We start from the raw sequence: 16,153 nt of genomic DNA, 5'->3' as shown, positions 1-16,153 counted from the left end.
GATGGCACTCCTTTGGTAAAAAGGCAAGAGAGTTTAATATTCATTCAATCTGAATAACTATTGACATTTTAAAACGAGCGGTGCTTTTTAAGTGCCGGGAGGACGTCCTGAAAATTTGAATCCGGCGCATAATACCGGATCAACACGGTTCCATTGCGCTACCGGGCAGGCCTGCATTTGCAGCTGCGTGACCTCAGGACAGATCCTTCCAGAACAGAGCCGGTTGAGCAGTTTTCGCGTTTGGCGGAACGGTGATCCGGCTTTCGGTAGGCAGGGGATTTCGGTCGTTCCGGTCCTGTGACTCCCGATCTCGGGAATTGGAATTCTGAGCCCATTATGGAGGAAAGCTCAATGAAATATACTCTCAGATCTCTGGCCGCAGCAACCTTGCTGACAACGACAATTCTGGCCGCTCCGGCATTCGCCCAGGAGGCGATTCTGATGGACGGCGTGACGGCACGCGCTGAAAACAACCCGACCGTGGAAGCCGGCAAATTCAAGAAGGATGGCCCGTGGGTCATCGGCATGAGCCATTTCGGCGTAAACGCCAATACCTGGACCGTTCAGGTGGCCCATGAAACACAGGGTGCTGCCGATGCGGATGAGCGCATCTCCAAGATAATCATCCTGGATGCGGGTTTTGATCAGAAGAAGCAGGTGTCCGATATTGAGGATCTGATTGCGCAGAAAGTGGATGCCATTATCGTCCAGCCTGTAACGTCCACCTCAGCAGATGCCAGCATCGCCAAGGCGGTGGCTGCGGGCATTCCCGTGGTGCTGCATACAGGCCGCATTGAATCGGACGCCTTCACCACTGAAATTCAGGGTGGCGCGGAGCATTTCGGCAAGGTGATGGGCGATTTCCTGGTTAAGGAACTCGGCGGCAAGGGTAATATCTGGGTGTTGCGCGGTCTCGCCGGTCATCCGGAAGATACCAATCGCTACAATGGTCTGGTGCAGGCGCTTGAAGGCTCAGACATCAAGATCATCTCCGAGGATCACGGAGACTGGCAATATGACAAGTCCAAGAAGCTCTGTGAAACGCTTTATCTGAACAATCCGCAGGTCGATGGCATCTGGTCATCGGGCGCAGACATGACCCGAGCCTGTGTTGATGTGTTCAAGCAGTTCGGTGCCGAAATTCCGCCGATTTCCGGGGAAGGCAATAATGGCTTCTTTGGTCAGTGGATCAAGGACGGATTCAAATCCGTCTCAGCGGAATACAGCCCAGCCCAGGGCGCAGCCGGCGTTCGTGCCGCAGTTGCCCTTCTGGAGGGCAAAGAGCTGAAGAAGCATTATGACTACAATCCGGACGGATGGGATGTGGAAAAAGCCGCAACCTATTATCGCGATGATCTGTCAGCGAATGTCTGGTGGCCAACCGAATTGCCGGAAGAAAAACTCCAGGAACTCTACGGTAAGAAGTAACTCCCAAGACCGCGACTTGTCGGAAGGCGGCGCAACTGCCTTCCGATTCTGCCGGTCCTGTCATGTCTCGTGGGGGTCATGTGCCAAATCTGATTGACATGTCGAATATCTCCAAGGCGTTTGGCGGCAGTGTTGCGCTTGATCGCGTGTCGCTGGAATTGAAGCCGGGAACTGTTCATGCGCTGATGGGCGAAAACGGTGCCGGCAAATCAACCCTGATGAAAATTCTCGCAGGGGTTCACCAGCCCGATAGCGGCGAAATTTTTAGAAATGGTGAAAAATTGATTATCCCGAGCCCGAAAGACGCCCTGGATTTCGGTATTTCCACGGTGTTCCAGGAATTGTCGCTGCTGCCGAACCTGAGCATTGCGGAAAACATGTTTCTGGGCCGGGAACCGGTGAGCGTGTTTGGCAGCATTAATTATGCAGCGATGGAGCGGCAGACCATTGATGCGCTGAAGGAGCTTGGGCTCACGCTTGATCCCTCGACACTGGTGTCAGAGCTGAGCATTGCGGAACGGCAATTTGTCGAAATAGCCCACGGCATCAAGGCCGATGCCGCTGTGTTCATCCTTGATGAGCCGACCGCGGCGCTCAATGCCGCAGATGTGGCGGTCCTCAACAAACACATTGCGCGGCTGCGTGATGCAAGCAAGGCGATTGTCTACATCTCGCATCGCATGGACGAAATTTTTGAAAATTGCGACACGGTCACGGTTTTGAAGGATGGCCAGCTGGTCGGCACCAGACCCCTGTCGGAGATGACCCCGGATTCGCTGATTGCGATGATGGTCGGCCGTGAACTGGCGCATCTGTTTCCGGGCCGCAGCACTGCGATCGGAGAGGCTGTACTTGATGTGAAGGACTTCCGGCTGGAATCCGGATCGCAGCCCTTTTCGCTGACGCTTCACCGAGGAGAAATCGTGGCGCTGGCCGGACTGGAAGGGCAGGGCCAGCAGAAGTTTCTGCGCTCTCTGATCGGGCAATATGTGCCTGCCGGCGGCCATGTGGCGATCAAGGGCAAAACCCTGAAGCTGCCGGTCGCAGCATCAACAGGCGTGCGGCAGTTGCAGGCGCTGGGGGTTGGTTTTGTGCCCGAGGATCGCAAGGAAGAAGGCCTGTTCCTGAATTTGCCGATCAGCCACAATATTGCCATCGGCATGCATGCGGCACGGTGGGCGCTGTCCTTTGCCAAAGACTACCGCAAGATCATCAGCGACACGATGGCCAGCATGAATGTCAAGGCCGCCGGGACCGCAGCACCGGTCCAGTCCCTGTCCGGCGGCAATCAGCAGAAAATTCTGCTGGGGCGCTATCTGGCGGCAGATGTTGATGTGCTTCTCATCGAGGAGCCGACACGGGGCGTCGATATCGGAGCGAAATCGGAAATCTACAAATTGCTGCGCAGCTTTACCGGGCGCGGCGGTGCGGTGCTGGTTCTTTCTCGCGAAACAATTGAACTGATTGGCCTTTGTGACCGGATTTATGTGGTCCATGACAACACGATTGTCAGTGAAATGCCGGCCGGTGAGGCAACCGAACACAAGATTCTGGATGCGGCCCTGAGCGCATGAATGATGGACAGAAGAGTGCAGGCAACGGACCGAATATGAGACTGACCATCAGACAAATGCTCACCGGGCAGAACTCACGCCAGGGAATGTGGTTGCTGCCGCTGCTTGGCTTTATCGTATTTGCCGTGGTTCTGAGTATTCAGACACAACAGTTCTTCAGCGCCGAGAACCTTTACAATCTGGTGGCTCAGGCGATGCCGCTGATCATCGCCGCGATCGGGCAGATGTTTGTGATCCTGCTCGGTGGCCTGGATCTGTCAGTCGGATCGGTGATCAGTTTTACCACCGCAATTCTGGCCCTGGAGGGACCAGGCTTTATCCTGATCCCGGCGGTGTTCCTGCTCGCCGCGCTGATCGGCTTTACCAATGGCTTTGTCGTCACACGGTTCAATGTGCACCCGATCATTGCCACCCTGTCGATGCAATATATTCTCCTCGGCATCACCCGAACGCTGCGTCCGGTTTCCGGCGGCACAGTACCCGATATCGTGATTTCCGCTGTGGCGGGCAGTTTTCTTGGTGTGCCGCTGCCGGTGTTCTGGGGCCTGTTTGTCATTCTGGTTGCCTGGAAGATTTTGCACGGCTCGCGTTATGGTTTGCATCTGTTTGCCATCGGCGGCGGAATTGCCTCAGGGACAACGGATGCGGCACATAATTTCGGCATTGCCGACAAGCGCAATATTCTGCTGGCCTATATGGCCTGTTCCTGTTTCGCCGCTCTGGCAGGCGTGTTTCTGGCCGGGCGGATTGTCTCTGGAGATCCCAATGTCGGTCTTGGCTTTGAGATTGATGCCATCACCGCTGTCGCCATTGGCGGTACGCAATTGTCCGGCGGTGTGGGAAGTCTGCATGGCACGGTGATCGGGGCTATGGTTATGGCTCTGCTCGCCAATGGCATGAACCTGGCCAATATCTCGCCCTTTGTTCAGACGGCCATCAAGGGGGCCATTCTGGTCTTCGTTGTTGCCTTCCAGTCGCGCAAACGGATGGGGCTTTGAAGATGGCCAATGCAATTTACGCAGGCTCTCTGCAGCGCCTTTTACGCGTGCCACCGGCAATTTATGTGTTTCTCATTCTGCTGATCATTCTGTGGATTTCCCGTCCGCATATGCTGAATGTCAACATCATGGGCATCTTTATCCGGCAGGTCGCCCCACTCGGCATATTGGTGCTGGCCCAGCAACTGGTGATGCGGGTCAACTCGATTGATCTGTCCGGCGGCGGCGTCATTCTGCTGATCAATTATCTGATTTCATCAAGCGTGTTTCCCGGCGCATCGCTGTGGTTTTTCGTGCCGATGGCCCTGGTGATCGGGACGGGTATCGGCCTGTTCAACGGCTATATGGTCGCCATGCGCCGCGTCTCTGCGGTGATTGTAACGCTTGCCGTCAGCATCATTCTCATCGGGCTGGTGCAATTCCTGTCGAGCGGCAAGCCGCCTGGTGATGTGCCATCGATCTTCAGTGATATTTACAACACCAAATTCTGGTCGGTCCCAACCCCGGTGCTGTTCTGGGTTTTCCTCAGCGTGCTGATGGCTGTGTTTCTGACGCGGACGGTGTTTGGTCGCTATGTCAGTTCGGTTGGCGAGAATGCGCAGGCCGCGCATTTTTCCGGCGTGCCGGTGGAGCGAACCGTTATTCTGGCGCATACACTGGCCGGGCTGATTGCCGGTATTGCAGCCCTTGTACAAACCGCCTCCATTGCTGTGGGCAGTGTGCGTGTCGGGCTTGATCTGCCAATTCTGGCGGTGGCCGCAACCATTCTCGGCGGTGTTGTTTTCGGGCGCGGTGAGGGCGGTGTCTCCGGCCCGTTCTTTGGCGTGCTGTCGTTTGCTCTGCTGTTCGTGGTGATGACCACCTTCGGGATCGATGATCCGGGCAAACTGGTGGCACAGGGGATGATCATCCTGCTGGCCGCGATCTTCTACGGCGTTCGATCCGCCAAATCCTGACCAATCAAACCTGTACCAAGGAACCTGCCATGTCCGACAAAAAGTCTATCCTGTGTTACGGCGATTCTCTGACCTGGGGCTGGATCCCGGTCGCAGAGGGAGCACCCACCTACCGCTATCCGTTAGAACAGCGCTGGGCCGGTGTCATGGCCTCTCATCTGGGGGACGGCTTTCACATCATTGAGGAAGGTTTGAGCGCGCGCACCACCAGTCTTGATGATCCCAATGATCCGCGCCTCAATGGCAGTCATTATCTGCCGGCGGCGCTTGCCAGCCATCTGCCGCTTGATCTTGTGATTGTCATGCTCGGCACCAATGACACGAAATCCTTCTTCCGCCGCACGCCTTATGAAATTGCCAATGGCATGGCCAAACTTGTCGGCCAGATTGCCACCAGCGCCGGCGGCGTCGGCACGCCCTATCCGGCACCCAAAACACTGATCGTCGCACCGCCGCCATTAACGCCGATGCCGCATCCCTTCTTTCAGGGCATGTTTGGCGGTGGCCATGAAAAAACCGCGGAGCTTGGCGAGCAATACCGGCATATGGCGGATTTCATGAAGGTAGACTTCCTCAATGCCGGTGATTTCATTACCACTGATGGTGTTGATGGCATTCACTTCACGGCGCAGAATAATGCCGATCTTGGCAAAGCCATTGCCGGCAAAGTGCAAGAGATTCTGCAGCAGGTTCCTGCCTGACTTGCTGCATTGCTATCCGGTCGCGCTTCGATAAGATCAGGGTCTGATTGTCTGCAGACCCTGAAAGTTCTCATTTGCCGAATTCCCGATTTCGCTCGCTGAGCCTGTTGCTGCTTGCCGAAGTGGCGGGCATGTCGCTGTGGTTCGTGTCCTCGGCGATTCTGCCGGACATGATCCGGGAAGCCGATATTTCCAGCCTCAGACAGGCCGCTCTGTCAAGCGGAGTGCAAGCCGGCTTTGTAGTGGGCGCGCTGGTGGTGGCGTTTTTCGGACTGGCGGACCGGTTTGACCCGAGACGGATTTTCGCGCTCTCGGCAGTGCTGGCCGGACTGGTCAATCTGAGCCTTGTGGTGTCCGCGCCTGGAAGCACATCGGCCATTATGGCGCGGTTTTTCACTGGTGCCCTGTTGGCCGGGGTCTATCCGGTGGGCATGAAAATCGTCGTCGGATGGGGCCGGAAGGACCGCGGCTTTCTGGTCGGAGCGCTGATTGCGGCGCTGACGCTGGGTTCGGCCTTTCCGCATCTTCTGGCTCTGGCCGGCGGGGCGAACTGGCACGGCACGGTGGTGGCGGTATCTTTGGCGGCAGTGCTGGGCGGGCTGCTCTGTCTGCTGGTCTCGCTGGGACCGTATCACGCGGTTGCGCCGCGCTTCAATCCGCAGGTCATCGCCACGGCTTGGACCAACCGGCGAGTGCGTCTGGCCTATGCCGGCTATCTTGGCCATATGTGGGAATTGTATGCGATGTGGGCCTGGATCGGGCTGGCGAGCGCCACCTCTTATGCGCTGACCATGCCTGAAGACCAGGCCGTCAGGCTTGCCACAATCACCGCGTTTACAGCGATTGCCGCCGGGGGCCTCGCCAGCGTGCTGACCGGGCTGGTGGCAGACCGGATCGGCAAGGCCGAGGTCGCGCTGATTGCGATGCTGGTCAGCGGCAGTTCCGCGCTGGCGGCGGCGCTGACCTTTGGCGGCCCGGCCTGGCTGACCTTTGTCATCGTCGTGATCTGGGGCATCAGCATCATCCCGGATTCCGCCCAGTTCTCCGCGCTGGTCGCCGATCACTCAGCTCCGGAACAGGCCGGCAGTCTGATGACCTTTCAAACCGCCCTCGGCTTTGCCCTGACGATTGTCACCGTGCAGGTGACGCCGATGCTGGCGACGGCATTCGGCTGGCCGCTTGTGCTGGCAGGGCTGGCGCTCGGCCCGCTGTTCGGCTGCGTGGCAATGTTGCGGCTGCGGTCGATACTTTAAAGCTTGGTGCAGGCAGGTTTCGGTGCGCTGCATCTGCATGCAATCAGTCCAGCGGACGGCCACGCAACCAGACGGATCTGATATCCAGCGCTTCATCCAGATGGATCATATCGGCTGCCGCGCCCGGCTTCAGATGGCCGTGCAGCGTATCGGCACCAAGACATGCCGCCGGATAAAGAGATGCCATGCGCAGGGCTTCGTCGAGTTCCACCCCGACGGTGTGAACCATGAAGCGGACAGCGGAGATCATATCCAGATCGGCACCTGCCAGGGTGCCGTCCTCCAGCACCAGCCTGCCGCCTTCGCGGCGGATGGTGCGCCCGTTGAGGCTAAAGGATTGCAGGTCAGTGCCAATCGTCGACATGGCGTCGGTAATGAGGAATATCCGCCCCGGTCCGCGCTTTGCCGCCAGTGCAATTGAAATTGCCGCAGGATGAACATGAATGCCGTCGGCTATGAGACCAACAGAAAGACTTTCCGTGTGAAGCGCTGCACCCACCAGACCGGGTTCGCGGTGGCCCAGCGGACTCATGGCATTAAACAGATGAGTCACAGCGCCCGCGCCGGCGATGGCGGCAGCAGCGGCGGTGTCGAAACTGGCTTCAGTGTGGCCAAGACTGACCAGTATACCGGCTGACGAAAGCGCGGCAATCTGTGCATTGGTGACAGATTCTGGCGCGACCGTGGTCATCAGAAAGGGCAATGATTGACGGGCCTGTTTGATACAGGTCAGATCTGTGTCATTCATCGGGCGGATCAGTGCTGGATCATGAGCGCCTTTGCGGGCAACCGACAAATGCGGCCCTTCAAGGTGAAGTCCGAGAAAGCCCGGTTGTTCCGCCCTTGCCGCTGCAATACCGGCCTGCAGTGCCGCGTCGCGGATTTCCGGCGTATCGGTGATCAGTGTCGGCAGCAGCGCGGTTGTGCCGAACGGAGCATGGGCGGCACATATCGTGGCGATCGCCTCAACATCCGGGTGCTCATTAAACAGCACGCCGCCGCCGCCATTGACCTGCAGATCGACAAAACCGGGTGCCAGCAGGCCGCCATCCAGGATATGCTGGGTGCAGTCCGGCGGAATCCCGGCCTCGGGAACCACGCCGAGAACCTGTCCGTTCTGCACAAGAAGAACAGCGCCTTCGCGGCGTTGTTCACCGTCAAAGATGGATGCTCCGGAATAGGCGTCGATGCGGCTCATATGGTTTCCGTGACCTTCCTCAGATTGCGCGGAACATCTGGATCAAGACCGCGTTGGCGTGCCAGTTTTTCGATGAAGGCGTAAAAACTGACGATCAACAGCATCGGGTCTGTCAGCGGATGGCCGGTGGCGATACTTGGCAATGATACGGCTTGCCGTGCCTGGGCGGAGGTGAGAAACACACTGGCGCCTTGACCGGCCAATGCTTCGCAGACATCCACAACCGGCTGTTCGGCGGCATCCCGCGCTGCCAGGCCGAGCAGCGGGAAACCCGATCCGACGATTGAAACCGGACCATGCATGACTTCGGCTGCACTATAGGCCTCGGCATGTATCTGGCAGGTTTCCTTGAATTTCAGGGCAACTTCACTGGCAATTGCCAGCGCCGGGCCGCGTCCCAGAATGAACAAGGATGTTTCGTTGTAAAGCCGGTCATTCAGGGCTGTCCAGTCACAGAAGATAGCTTCTTCCGCCTGGTCCGGCAAGCGGTCAAGGGCTTCCAGAAGCGCATCATTTCGCTGCCAGTAGGCCAACAGGAGAAGGCCTGCAGTGATCGACGAGACAAAGGTCTTGGTGGCGGCAACGCTGAGTTCCGGGCCGGCCGCGATATCGATGGCATGGGCGCTGACATCGGCCAGCGGCGAGTGCGGCGTATTGGTCATCGCGATCGAAACAGCACCTGACTGCCTGGCGCTCTTTGCCATCTGCACGATATCCGGCGATTTTCCCGATTGCGAAATGGCGATAGTGGCGGCGTTCTGAAGTTTGAGCCGGGCCTGATAAATTGAAGCAATCGAGGGGCCTATTGAGGCGACCGGCACACCTGCGAGCAATTCAATGGCATATTTCAGATAGGTGGCGGCATGGTCGGACGAGCCGCGGGCAACCGTTGTTATGACCTGGGGATCGGCGCGGCGCAATTCGTCGGCAGCCGCCTCAATGCGGGCTCTCGAGCCGCCGAGCAGACGCCGCAACGCATCCGGGATTTCCTGGATTTCCAGGGCCATTTTAGTCGGTGCTGTGGTCATGCATTCTCTCCGGTATCATCGCCGATGGTCAGTTCGGCTACAAAATCATAGGCATCGCCGCGATAGACCGACCGGGTAAACTCGACGGTTTTGCCGCTGGCGAGATAAGATACGCGTTCGATGTTGAGCGCAGCGGTGCGGGCCGGAACCTGCAGCAGTTCCGCATCCTCGCCTTCCAGTATACTGGCGGAAATCCGCTGGATGGCACGCACCGGCTTGTTGCCGGACCGTGCCAGATGTTCATACAGGGAATGGCCTATCCGCTGCGGTTCGGGCAGAAAATCGGGTGCCAGAGCCGCCCGTTCAATGGCAAGCGGAACGTCGCCGGCAATGCGCAACCGCGACACCCGCGAGACAAGGCTGTTGGCCGACAGGCCAAGCACCATGGTTTCCTTTGGCGAGGGTGAAAACAGACCGCGTTCCAGCCAGGTCGAGCGCACGGTCAGACCACGCCGCGCCATGTCCTCGCTGAAGCTGGTGAGTTGCGACAGGGATTGCTGAACCCGCTCGCCAAGCGGCGCGACCGATGTGCCGGACCCCTGTTTTTGCACCACCAGCCCATCACGTGCCAACTCCTGAACCGCCTTGCGCACGGTGACGCGGGAGACATCGGTGATCTGGGCAATTTCCCGTTCCGAGGGCAGCGGATGCCCGGCATCCAGTTTGCCGGAGCGGATTGCCTCTTCAAGATGCTGGCGAAGTTGCAGATAGAGCGGGCCGCCGCGTTCGCGCACCCAGTTTTCACGCTGCAACAAAGCGGCGACAGAGGTTTCCATTCAACCGGCTCCGCCCTGATCTGGTGGTGGTCCGGCAAAATGGCGAACCGCAAGTGCGGCAGCACCCTCGACGGCACTGGCAAGCGGCGGCCGGACCATTTTGCGGTAGTGCGGGCTGAGATAGGGCGTATAATTCGGGCCGACCCCACCCAGCATGCAAAACGGGTAATCGCGCGCCAGCTCCATGGATTGCAGAACAGCTTCAATGGCGTTGACCGCTCTGCCGATGATCGCAATTGCGTTGCGGTCTTTCTGGCCGGCAAGTTCAAACACTAGCGGTGCGAATGTGCCGAACCCGGCCGGGCTTGCGGCCTGGGCAAATTCCACAAGCGTTTGTGGATTGCCGGCAAAGCGCTCCATGATCGTCCTTGTGGCGGTGGAAGCGGGGCGGATGCGTTCATGGGCAAGCAGCGATGTTTCCAGCAGAGACCTGCCAAGCCTCGCGCCGCTCGCCAGATCGCTGACGGCAAATCCCCAACCGCCCTTGGTTGATATAACTCCGGACTTGCGCTGAATAAATACCGATCCGGTGCCGATGATCGCTGCCGCCCCGTCGCCTTCACCAACCGCGCCGTCCAGGGCAATCACTGCATCGGATGCGATATGGCTCTGCCGGAACGGCAGTTGGGCTTTGAACCGGGCTGCGGCATTGTCGACATTGGCACCGGCAAGACCGAGATAGGCCGACAAGTTGGGAATGATAGAGGCGGACAATCCGGCGTCTTCGATTGCCGACTGCGTCGCCTGCAGAATATGCTCGCGCGCAGCAATGGGATCGGACACGATGTTTGCCGAACCGGCCTTGCCGCTGCCAAGTTGAGCGCCGGATGCATCGCACAGCAGAGCCCGGCACCCGGTCCCACCTCCGTCAATTCCAACAAAAAGCGCCACCCGATCCTCCTGTAGAGATATCATACCAATATAATACCATTAACCAAGTGGTTTTTTCATATTTTATTTGTAACATCTAAATATCTGAAAACATTTGATAAAAATTTTATCGAAACTTTATGGTTAACGGCTTCGAGAAAGTCGCTATGGACAATTGGTATTATTTTGGCATTATACGAGGCGGGAGGATTCAGATATGCCGCTGCAGGCGACAGAACATTCAAGCAATCAGGCTGAGGCGCTGGATTTGCGCGCGCCGCTTGAGGTTCTGTCCATTCTGCATCGCGGGCAACTTGATGCGGCCCGGTGTGTCAGCACTTGTTTTCCCGCTTTATGCCGTGCTGCCGAGGCAGCAGCCACAGCGCTGTCATCCGGTGGCCGGCTGATCTACGCCGGGGCCGGAAGTTCCGGCCTGATGGCGATGGCCGATGCTCTGGAGCTGCCGGGAACGTTCGGCATTGCGCCGGACCGTGTGGTGATCTTGCTGGCCGGTGGCATGAATAATCTCCCCGCTCTTGCCGGCGCGCCGGAAGATGATACGGATCAGGCACGACGTGATGTCGCGGCGGCAGGTGTGGGACCGGATGATTGCATCATCGCCGTTTCCGCCAGCGGCACGACGCCCTATGCGCTGGCAGCTCTGCGCACCGCCCGCGCATCCGGCGCGGCCACAATCGCCGTTGCCAACAATGCACCAGCGCCGCTGCTTGATGAAGCGGACATTGCTATCCACCTCTCGACGCCGCCGGAAATTATCGCCGGCTCCACAAGGATGGGCGCGGGCAGCGCCCAGAAAATCGCGCTCAACATGATTTCGACCCTGATGGCCATCCGGCTCGGCCATGTCCATGATGGCGAGATGGTCAATCTGAAAGCGGATAATGCCAAGCTGAAGCAGCGCGCAAACCGGATCGTGTGTGCAATTTCACAATGCACTCATGAGCAGGCGGAACGCTATCTGGAAGCAGCGGACGGATCGGTGAAAGTTGCCATTCTGCTGGCGGCAGGGGCACCTGATCCAGAGCAGGCGCGGCAAATGCTGGCCGCGTCCGCTGAGATGTTGCGGCCGGCGCTGCAGCATCTGAAGCAGTCTTGAAAATCTTAACAGCAAGGCGCGCATCAGCGTCGACACAGAGGAGACGACACAATGACACAGAAATTATTGAAACGGATGCTGCTGGCATCCTGCGTGGCGGTAACGGCGGGATCTGCCTTTGCCCAGGACGTGACGCTGACGATTGAAAGCTGGCGCAATGACGATCTGTCGATCTGGCAGGACAAGATCATCCCGGCGTTTGAAGCGGAAAATCCCGGTATCAAGATCAATTTCACGCCATCGGCACCGGCGGAATACAACGCGGTTTTGAACTCCAAACTGGAAGCAGGATCAGCGGGCGATCTGATTACTTGCCGGCCATTCGATGCGTCCTTGAGCCTTTATGAAAAAGGCCAACTGGCCGCGCTTCAGGATCTGGAAGGCATGGCAAATTTCAGTGACGTCGCCAAATCCGGCTGGAGCACCGATGATGGTTCGGTGACGTTCTGTGTGCCCATGGCATCGGTGATTCACGGCTTCATCTACAATAAGGACGCCTTTGCTGAAGTCGGCGTGGACGTGCCGAAAACGGAAGCTGAATTCTTCGCCGCGCTCGAGAAAATCAAGCAAGACGGCAATTATATTCCGCTGGCCATGGGCACCAATGATCAGTGGGAAGCCGCAACCATGGGCTACAACAATGTCGGTCCGAATTACTGGAAAGGCGAAGAAGGCCGACTGGCGCTGATCAAGGGCGATCAGAAGCTGACCGATGAAGACTGGATCGGCCCGTTCCGCCAACTGGCGAAATGGAAGGATTATCTGGGCGATGGCTTTGAAGCACAGACCTATCCCGACAGTCAGAACCTGTTTACCCTCGGCCGTGCCGCGATCTATCCTGCCGGATCGTGGGAAATCTCCGGTTTCAACGAACTTGCCGAATTTGAAATGGGAGCGTTCTATCCGCCGGTGCAGAAAGCTGGCGACGAATGCTATATTTCCGATCACACAGACATTGCTATCGGCATGAATCCAAAAACACCAAATCCGGAAGCGGCAAAAACCTTCCTCAACTGGGTTGCGTCGTCGGAGTTTGCCGATCTGTATGCGAATTCACTGCCGGGCTTCTTCTCGCTGTCCAAACATGATGTGGCGATGGACGATGCGCTGGCTCAGGAATTTGTGTCCTGGCGTGGCGAATGCAACTCCACGATCCGTTCAACCTACCAGATCCTGTCGCGTGGCACGCCAAACCTGGAGAATGAAACCTGGAATGCATCAGCCAATGTGATCAAGGGCACCGAAACACCTGAAGATGCCGCTGCGCGGCTTCAGGACGGTCTTGCCAGCTGGTACAAGCCGCAAATGTAACTGACCACTGATGATCTGGTCCGGGCCGCTGATGCGGCCCGGATTTTTGCAACACGGCAAGCGGCACAGAGACAGGCGACATGACACAGGCAACTTACCCAGGAAGGCCGTTTCGCTGGCATATAGCGGTGTTCTTGGCGCCTGCCGTTCTGGTCTATACCGCGATCATGATCCTGCCGCTGTTCAGCACGTTGCAATTGTCGCTGTTTCGCGATGTCGAGCAGCAGCAGGTGTTTGTCGGCCTGGAGAATTTCACCACCTTGTTCGGCGATCAGCGCTGGTCCGATAGTTTCTGGAACGCGCTCCAGAACAATGCCTGGTTTTTCGTCATCCACATGCTGGTGCAAAATCCGATTGGTATCCTGCTGGCAGCGCTGCTGAGCAGCCCGCGTCTGCGGATGAGCGGATTTTACCGCACATCAATATTCATTCCAACGATTCTGTCATTCGTAATTGTCGGTTTTGCCTGGAAACTTATACTCAGCCCGATCTGGGGCATTGCCCCCAACATGCTGGATGCGGTGGGTCTGAAAAGCCTGTTCCAGCCATGGCTTGGCAAGGAGGCCTATGCTCTGACCACTCTGGCGCTGATCTCGGTCTGGCAGTTTGTCGGAATTCCGATGATGCTGATCTATGCAGCTCTGCTGTCGATCCCCGATGAAATTCTGGAAGCGGCGGAATGCGATGGCATCACCGGCATGGCGCAGTTCTGGAAAATCAAGCTGCCGCTTATTCTGCCCTCGATCGGCATTATTTCGGTGCTGACCTTTGTCGGCAATTTCAATGCCTTCGATCTGATTTATGCGGCGCAAGGTGCGTTGGCGGGACCGAATTACGCCACCGATATTCTCGGCACTTTCCTGTACCGCACTTTTTTTGGCTTTCAGCTACAACTGGGCGATCCGAATATGGGGGCGACGATCGCCTCGGCCATGTTCGTGATTATTCTGATCGGCGTGTGCATTTATCTGTTCGGCATTCAGACGCGGCTTCGCCGCTATCAGTTTTAGGAGCGCTGCGCGATGCAATCAGCCAGAAGCTCTGTTGGGAAATCCGTCGCAGCTCATGTCATTTTGATGAGTTATACGCTGATCGCGCTGTTTCCGGTGTTTGTCATCGTCATCAATTCCTTCAAGTCGCGCAAAGCGATTTTCCGTGAACCTCTGGCGCTGCCCAACGAAAGCAGCTTCAGCCTTGTCGGCTATGAAACGGTTCTGAAACAGGGCGATTTTCTGCTGTATTTCCAGAACAGTTTCGTCGTCACGGTGTTGTCCTTGAGCTTTGTGTTGCTGTTCGGTGCGATGGCCGCCTTTGCGCTGTCTGAATACCGCTTCCGCGGCAACCGGATGATGGGGCTCTATCTGGCGCTTGGCATCATGATCCCGATCCGGCTTGGCACAGTGGCGATCCTGCAATTGATGGTCGCCAGCGGGCTGGTCAATACGCTGACCGCCCTGGTGCTGGTCTACACCGCGCAGGGCTTGCCGCTTGCAGTGTTTATCCTGTCGGAATTCATGCAGCAGGTGTCGGACGATCTGAAAAATGCCGGCCGTATTGACGGGCTCAGCGAATACCGGATTTTCTTCCGCCTTGTGTTGCCGCTGGTGCGCCCGGCAATGGCAACGGTTGCGGTGTTCACCATGATTCCGATCTGGAACGATCTTTGGTTTCCGCTGATTCTGGCGCCGGCCGAGGAAACCAAGACGATCACGCTCGGGGCCCAGGTGTTCATCGGTCAGTTTGTGACCAACTGGAACGCCATCCTATCGGCGCTGTCACTGGCCATTGTTCCGGTGCTGCTGCTGTATCTGATTTTCTCCCGGCAACTGATCCGGGGCATTACTGCAGGAGCGGTCAAATGAACACTAGCGGAAAACCGGTCCGGGTGCTGGTCGCCGGGCTTGGCAATATGGGAAAAAGCCATGCGCTGGCCTATCACAGCAATCCGGGATTTGAGATCATCGGACTTGTGAACCGGTCGAAAGTCGATTTACCGGAAGACCTGACAGCCTATCCGTTTTATGAGGATTTTGCGGCAGCGCTTGCCGCGTTGAAACCGGATCTGGTGTCGATCAATACCTATTCCGACAGCCATGCCGACTATGCGATTGCGGCGATGGAGGCGGGCGCTCATGTGTTTCTGGAAAAGCCGATTGCAACCACGGTGGACGATGCCATCCGGGTGACGGACACAGCAAAGGCCACCGGCCGCAAACTGGTGATTGGCTATATTCTGCGGCACCATCCATCGTGGATGACCTTGATCGCAGAAGCTCGGGCGCTGGGTGGGCCGTTCGTGTTCCGCCTCAACCTCAACCAGCAATCTTCCGGCGCGACCTGGCAGACCCATAAGCAATTGATGCAGACGATGTCGCCGATTGTTGATTGCGGTGTGCATTATGTCGATGTGATGTGCCAGATCACCGATGCAAAGCCGGTGCAGGTGCGCGGCATGGGCCTGCGGCTGTCAGAGGAAATCGCCCCCGACATGTATAATTACGGGCATTTTCAGGTGATGTTCGATGATGGGTCCGTGGGCTGGTATGAAGCCGGATGGGGGCCAATGATGTCGGAAACCGCATTTTTCGTGAAAGACATCATTTCGCCGAATGGCAGCATCTCGATTGTCATGGATGAAGGCGCCAGATCCGATGATATCGACACCCATACAAGAACTTCGAAAATCCGCATTCACAGCGGCCAAACCGACGCTGACGGGCGGTTTTCTGCCCCTGACCGGCTTCTTTCCATGGAAGATGAGCCGGATCATCAGGGGCTCTGCGACCGGGAGCAAGCCTTTGTGCTGAAAGCGATTTGTGAAGATATCGATCTGTCCCGGCATATGCAGGACGCGGTGCAGTCGCTGCGGATCTGCATGGCGGCGGATGAAAGCATCCGCAGTGGCCGGGAAATCCGGTTGTAGGTCCACGCAAACCAAATGAT

The 16,153-nt window shown here is 57.4% G+C and carries 15 protein-coding genes; 11 read left to right on the top strand and 4 right to left on the bottom strand.

What is annotated here, in order from left to right; all coding sequences use genetic code 11:
• Positions 1-351: 351 nt before the first annotated feature.
• The 6 genes from RAL88_RS09580 to RAL88_RS09555 all read left to right on the top strand — a co-directional run bounded on the left by RAL88_RS09580 (position 352) and on the right by RAL88_RS09555 (position 6,910).
• Positions 352-1,428 (top strand): substrate-binding domain-containing protein, encoded by a 1,077-nt coding sequence (locus tag RAL88_RS09580; protein ID WP_306269058.1) that lies wholly within the window; start codon positions 352-354, stop codon positions 1,426-1,428.
• Positions 1,429-1,508: 80 nt separating this feature from the next.
• Positions 1,509-3,002 (top strand): sugar ABC transporter ATP-binding protein, encoded by a 1,494-nt coding sequence (locus RAL88_RS09575; protein WP_306269057.1) that lies wholly within the window; start codon positions 1,509-1,511, stop codon positions 3,000-3,002.
• A 35-nt stretch (positions 3,003-3,037) separates the two neighbouring features.
• Positions 3,038-4,000 carry an ABC transporter permease gene (locus RAL88_RS09570; protein WP_306269056.1) on the top strand — a complete coding sequence of 321 codons (963 nt, stop codon included), beginning with the start codon at positions 3,038-3,040 and terminating at the stop codon, positions 3,998-4,000.
• Between the two features lie 2 nt (positions 4,001-4,002).
• Complete coding sequence (locus RAL88_RS09565; protein ID WP_306269054.1) at positions 4,003-4,956, top strand: ABC transporter permease; 954 nt, start codon at positions 4,003-4,005, stop codon at positions 4,954-4,956.
• A 29-nt stretch (positions 4,957-4,985) separates the two neighbouring features.
• A complete protein-coding gene (locus RAL88_RS09560; RefSeq protein ID WP_306269052.1) occupies positions 4,986-5,657 on the top strand; it encodes an SGNH/GDSL hydrolase family protein in 672 nt (223 codons plus the stop codon).
• Positions 5,658-5,731: 74 nt separating this feature from the next.
• Positions 5,732-6,910: an MFS transporter gene (locus RAL88_RS09555; RefSeq protein WP_306269050.1), complete on the top strand. Its 1,179-nt coding sequence runs from the start codon at positions 5,732-5,734 to the stop codon at positions 6,908-6,910.
• A 43-nt stretch (positions 6,911-6,953) separates the two neighbouring features.
• Here the strand turns inward: RAL88_RS09555 and nagA are convergent, their stop codons facing one another.
• From nagA to RAL88_RS09535, 4 genes are read right to left on the bottom strand one after another with little or no spacing between them, the layout of a single operon-like run.
• Positions 6,954-8,108 carry an N-acetylglucosamine-6-phosphate deacetylase gene (nagA, locus tag RAL88_RS09550; protein ID WP_306269048.1) on the bottom strand — a complete coding sequence of 385 codons (1,155 nt, stop codon included), beginning with the start codon at positions 8,106-8,108 and terminating at the stop codon, positions 6,954-6,956.
• Positions 8,105-9,136, bottom strand: coding sequence for an SIS domain-containing protein (locus RAL88_RS09545; protein WP_306269046.1), 1,032 nt, complete (start codon positions 9,134-9,136; stop codon positions 8,105-8,107). The genes nagA and RAL88_RS09545 overlap by 4 nt, the downstream gene beginning before the upstream one ends.
• Positions 9,133-9,912, bottom strand: coding sequence for a GntR family transcriptional regulator (locus tag RAL88_RS09540; protein WP_306269045.1), 780 nt, complete (start codon positions 9,910-9,912; stop codon positions 9,133-9,135). The genes RAL88_RS09545 and RAL88_RS09540 overlap by 4 nt, the downstream gene beginning before the upstream one ends.
• Complete coding sequence (locus RAL88_RS09535; RefSeq protein WP_306269043.1) at positions 9,913-10,803, bottom strand: BadF/BadG/BcrA/BcrD ATPase family protein; 891 nt, start codon at positions 10,801-10,803, stop codon at positions 9,913-9,915.
• 196 nt (positions 10,804-10,999) lie between these two features.
• Here RAL88_RS09535 and RAL88_RS09530 point away from each other — a divergent pair, with 196 nt between their 5' ends.
• The 5 genes from RAL88_RS09530 to RAL88_RS09510 all read left to right on the top strand — a co-directional run bounded on the left by RAL88_RS09530 (position 11,000) and on the right by RAL88_RS09510 (position 16,133).
• The gene (locus RAL88_RS09530; protein WP_306269042.1) at positions 11,000-11,899 is read left to right on the top strand and encodes an N-acetylmuramic acid 6-phosphate etherase; all 900 of its coding nucleotides are present in this window, start codon (positions 11,000-11,002) and stop codon (positions 11,897-11,899) included.
• A 51-nt stretch (positions 11,900-11,950) separates the two neighbouring features.
• Entirely contained in the window at positions 11,951-13,210 is a 1,260-nt protein-coding gene (locus tag RAL88_RS09525; protein WP_306269041.1) for an ABC transporter substrate-binding protein, read from the top strand.
• Positions 13,211-13,290: 80 nt separating this feature from the next.
• On the top strand, positions 13,291-14,220 hold the full coding sequence (locus RAL88_RS09520) for a carbohydrate ABC transporter permease (protein ID WP_306269039.1): 930 nt from the start codon (positions 13,291-13,293) through the stop codon (positions 14,218-14,220).
• Between the two features lie 12 nt (positions 14,221-14,232).
• Positions 14,233-15,072 carry a carbohydrate ABC transporter permease gene (locus RAL88_RS09515; protein ID WP_306269038.1) on the top strand — a complete coding sequence of 280 codons (840 nt, stop codon included), beginning with the start codon at positions 14,233-14,235 and terminating at the stop codon, positions 15,070-15,072.
• The gene (locus RAL88_RS09510) at positions 15,069-16,133 is read left to right on the top strand and encodes a Gfo/Idh/MocA family protein (RefSeq protein WP_306269037.1); all 1,065 of its coding nucleotides are present in this window, start codon (positions 15,069-15,071) and stop codon (positions 16,131-16,133) included. Before RAL88_RS09515 ends, RAL88_RS09510 begins: the two co-directional genes overlap by 4 nt.
• The last annotated feature ends 20 nt before the right edge of the window (positions 16,134-16,153 follow it).

This window comes from Pararhizobium sp. IMCC3301, assembly GCF_030758315.1.
Classification (GTDB): domain Bacteria; phylum Pseudomonadota; class Alphaproteobacteria; order Rhizobiales.
The sequence above is the reverse complement of the archived record's forward strand: the minus strand, read 5'-3'. Positions and strand labels throughout refer to the sequence as shown.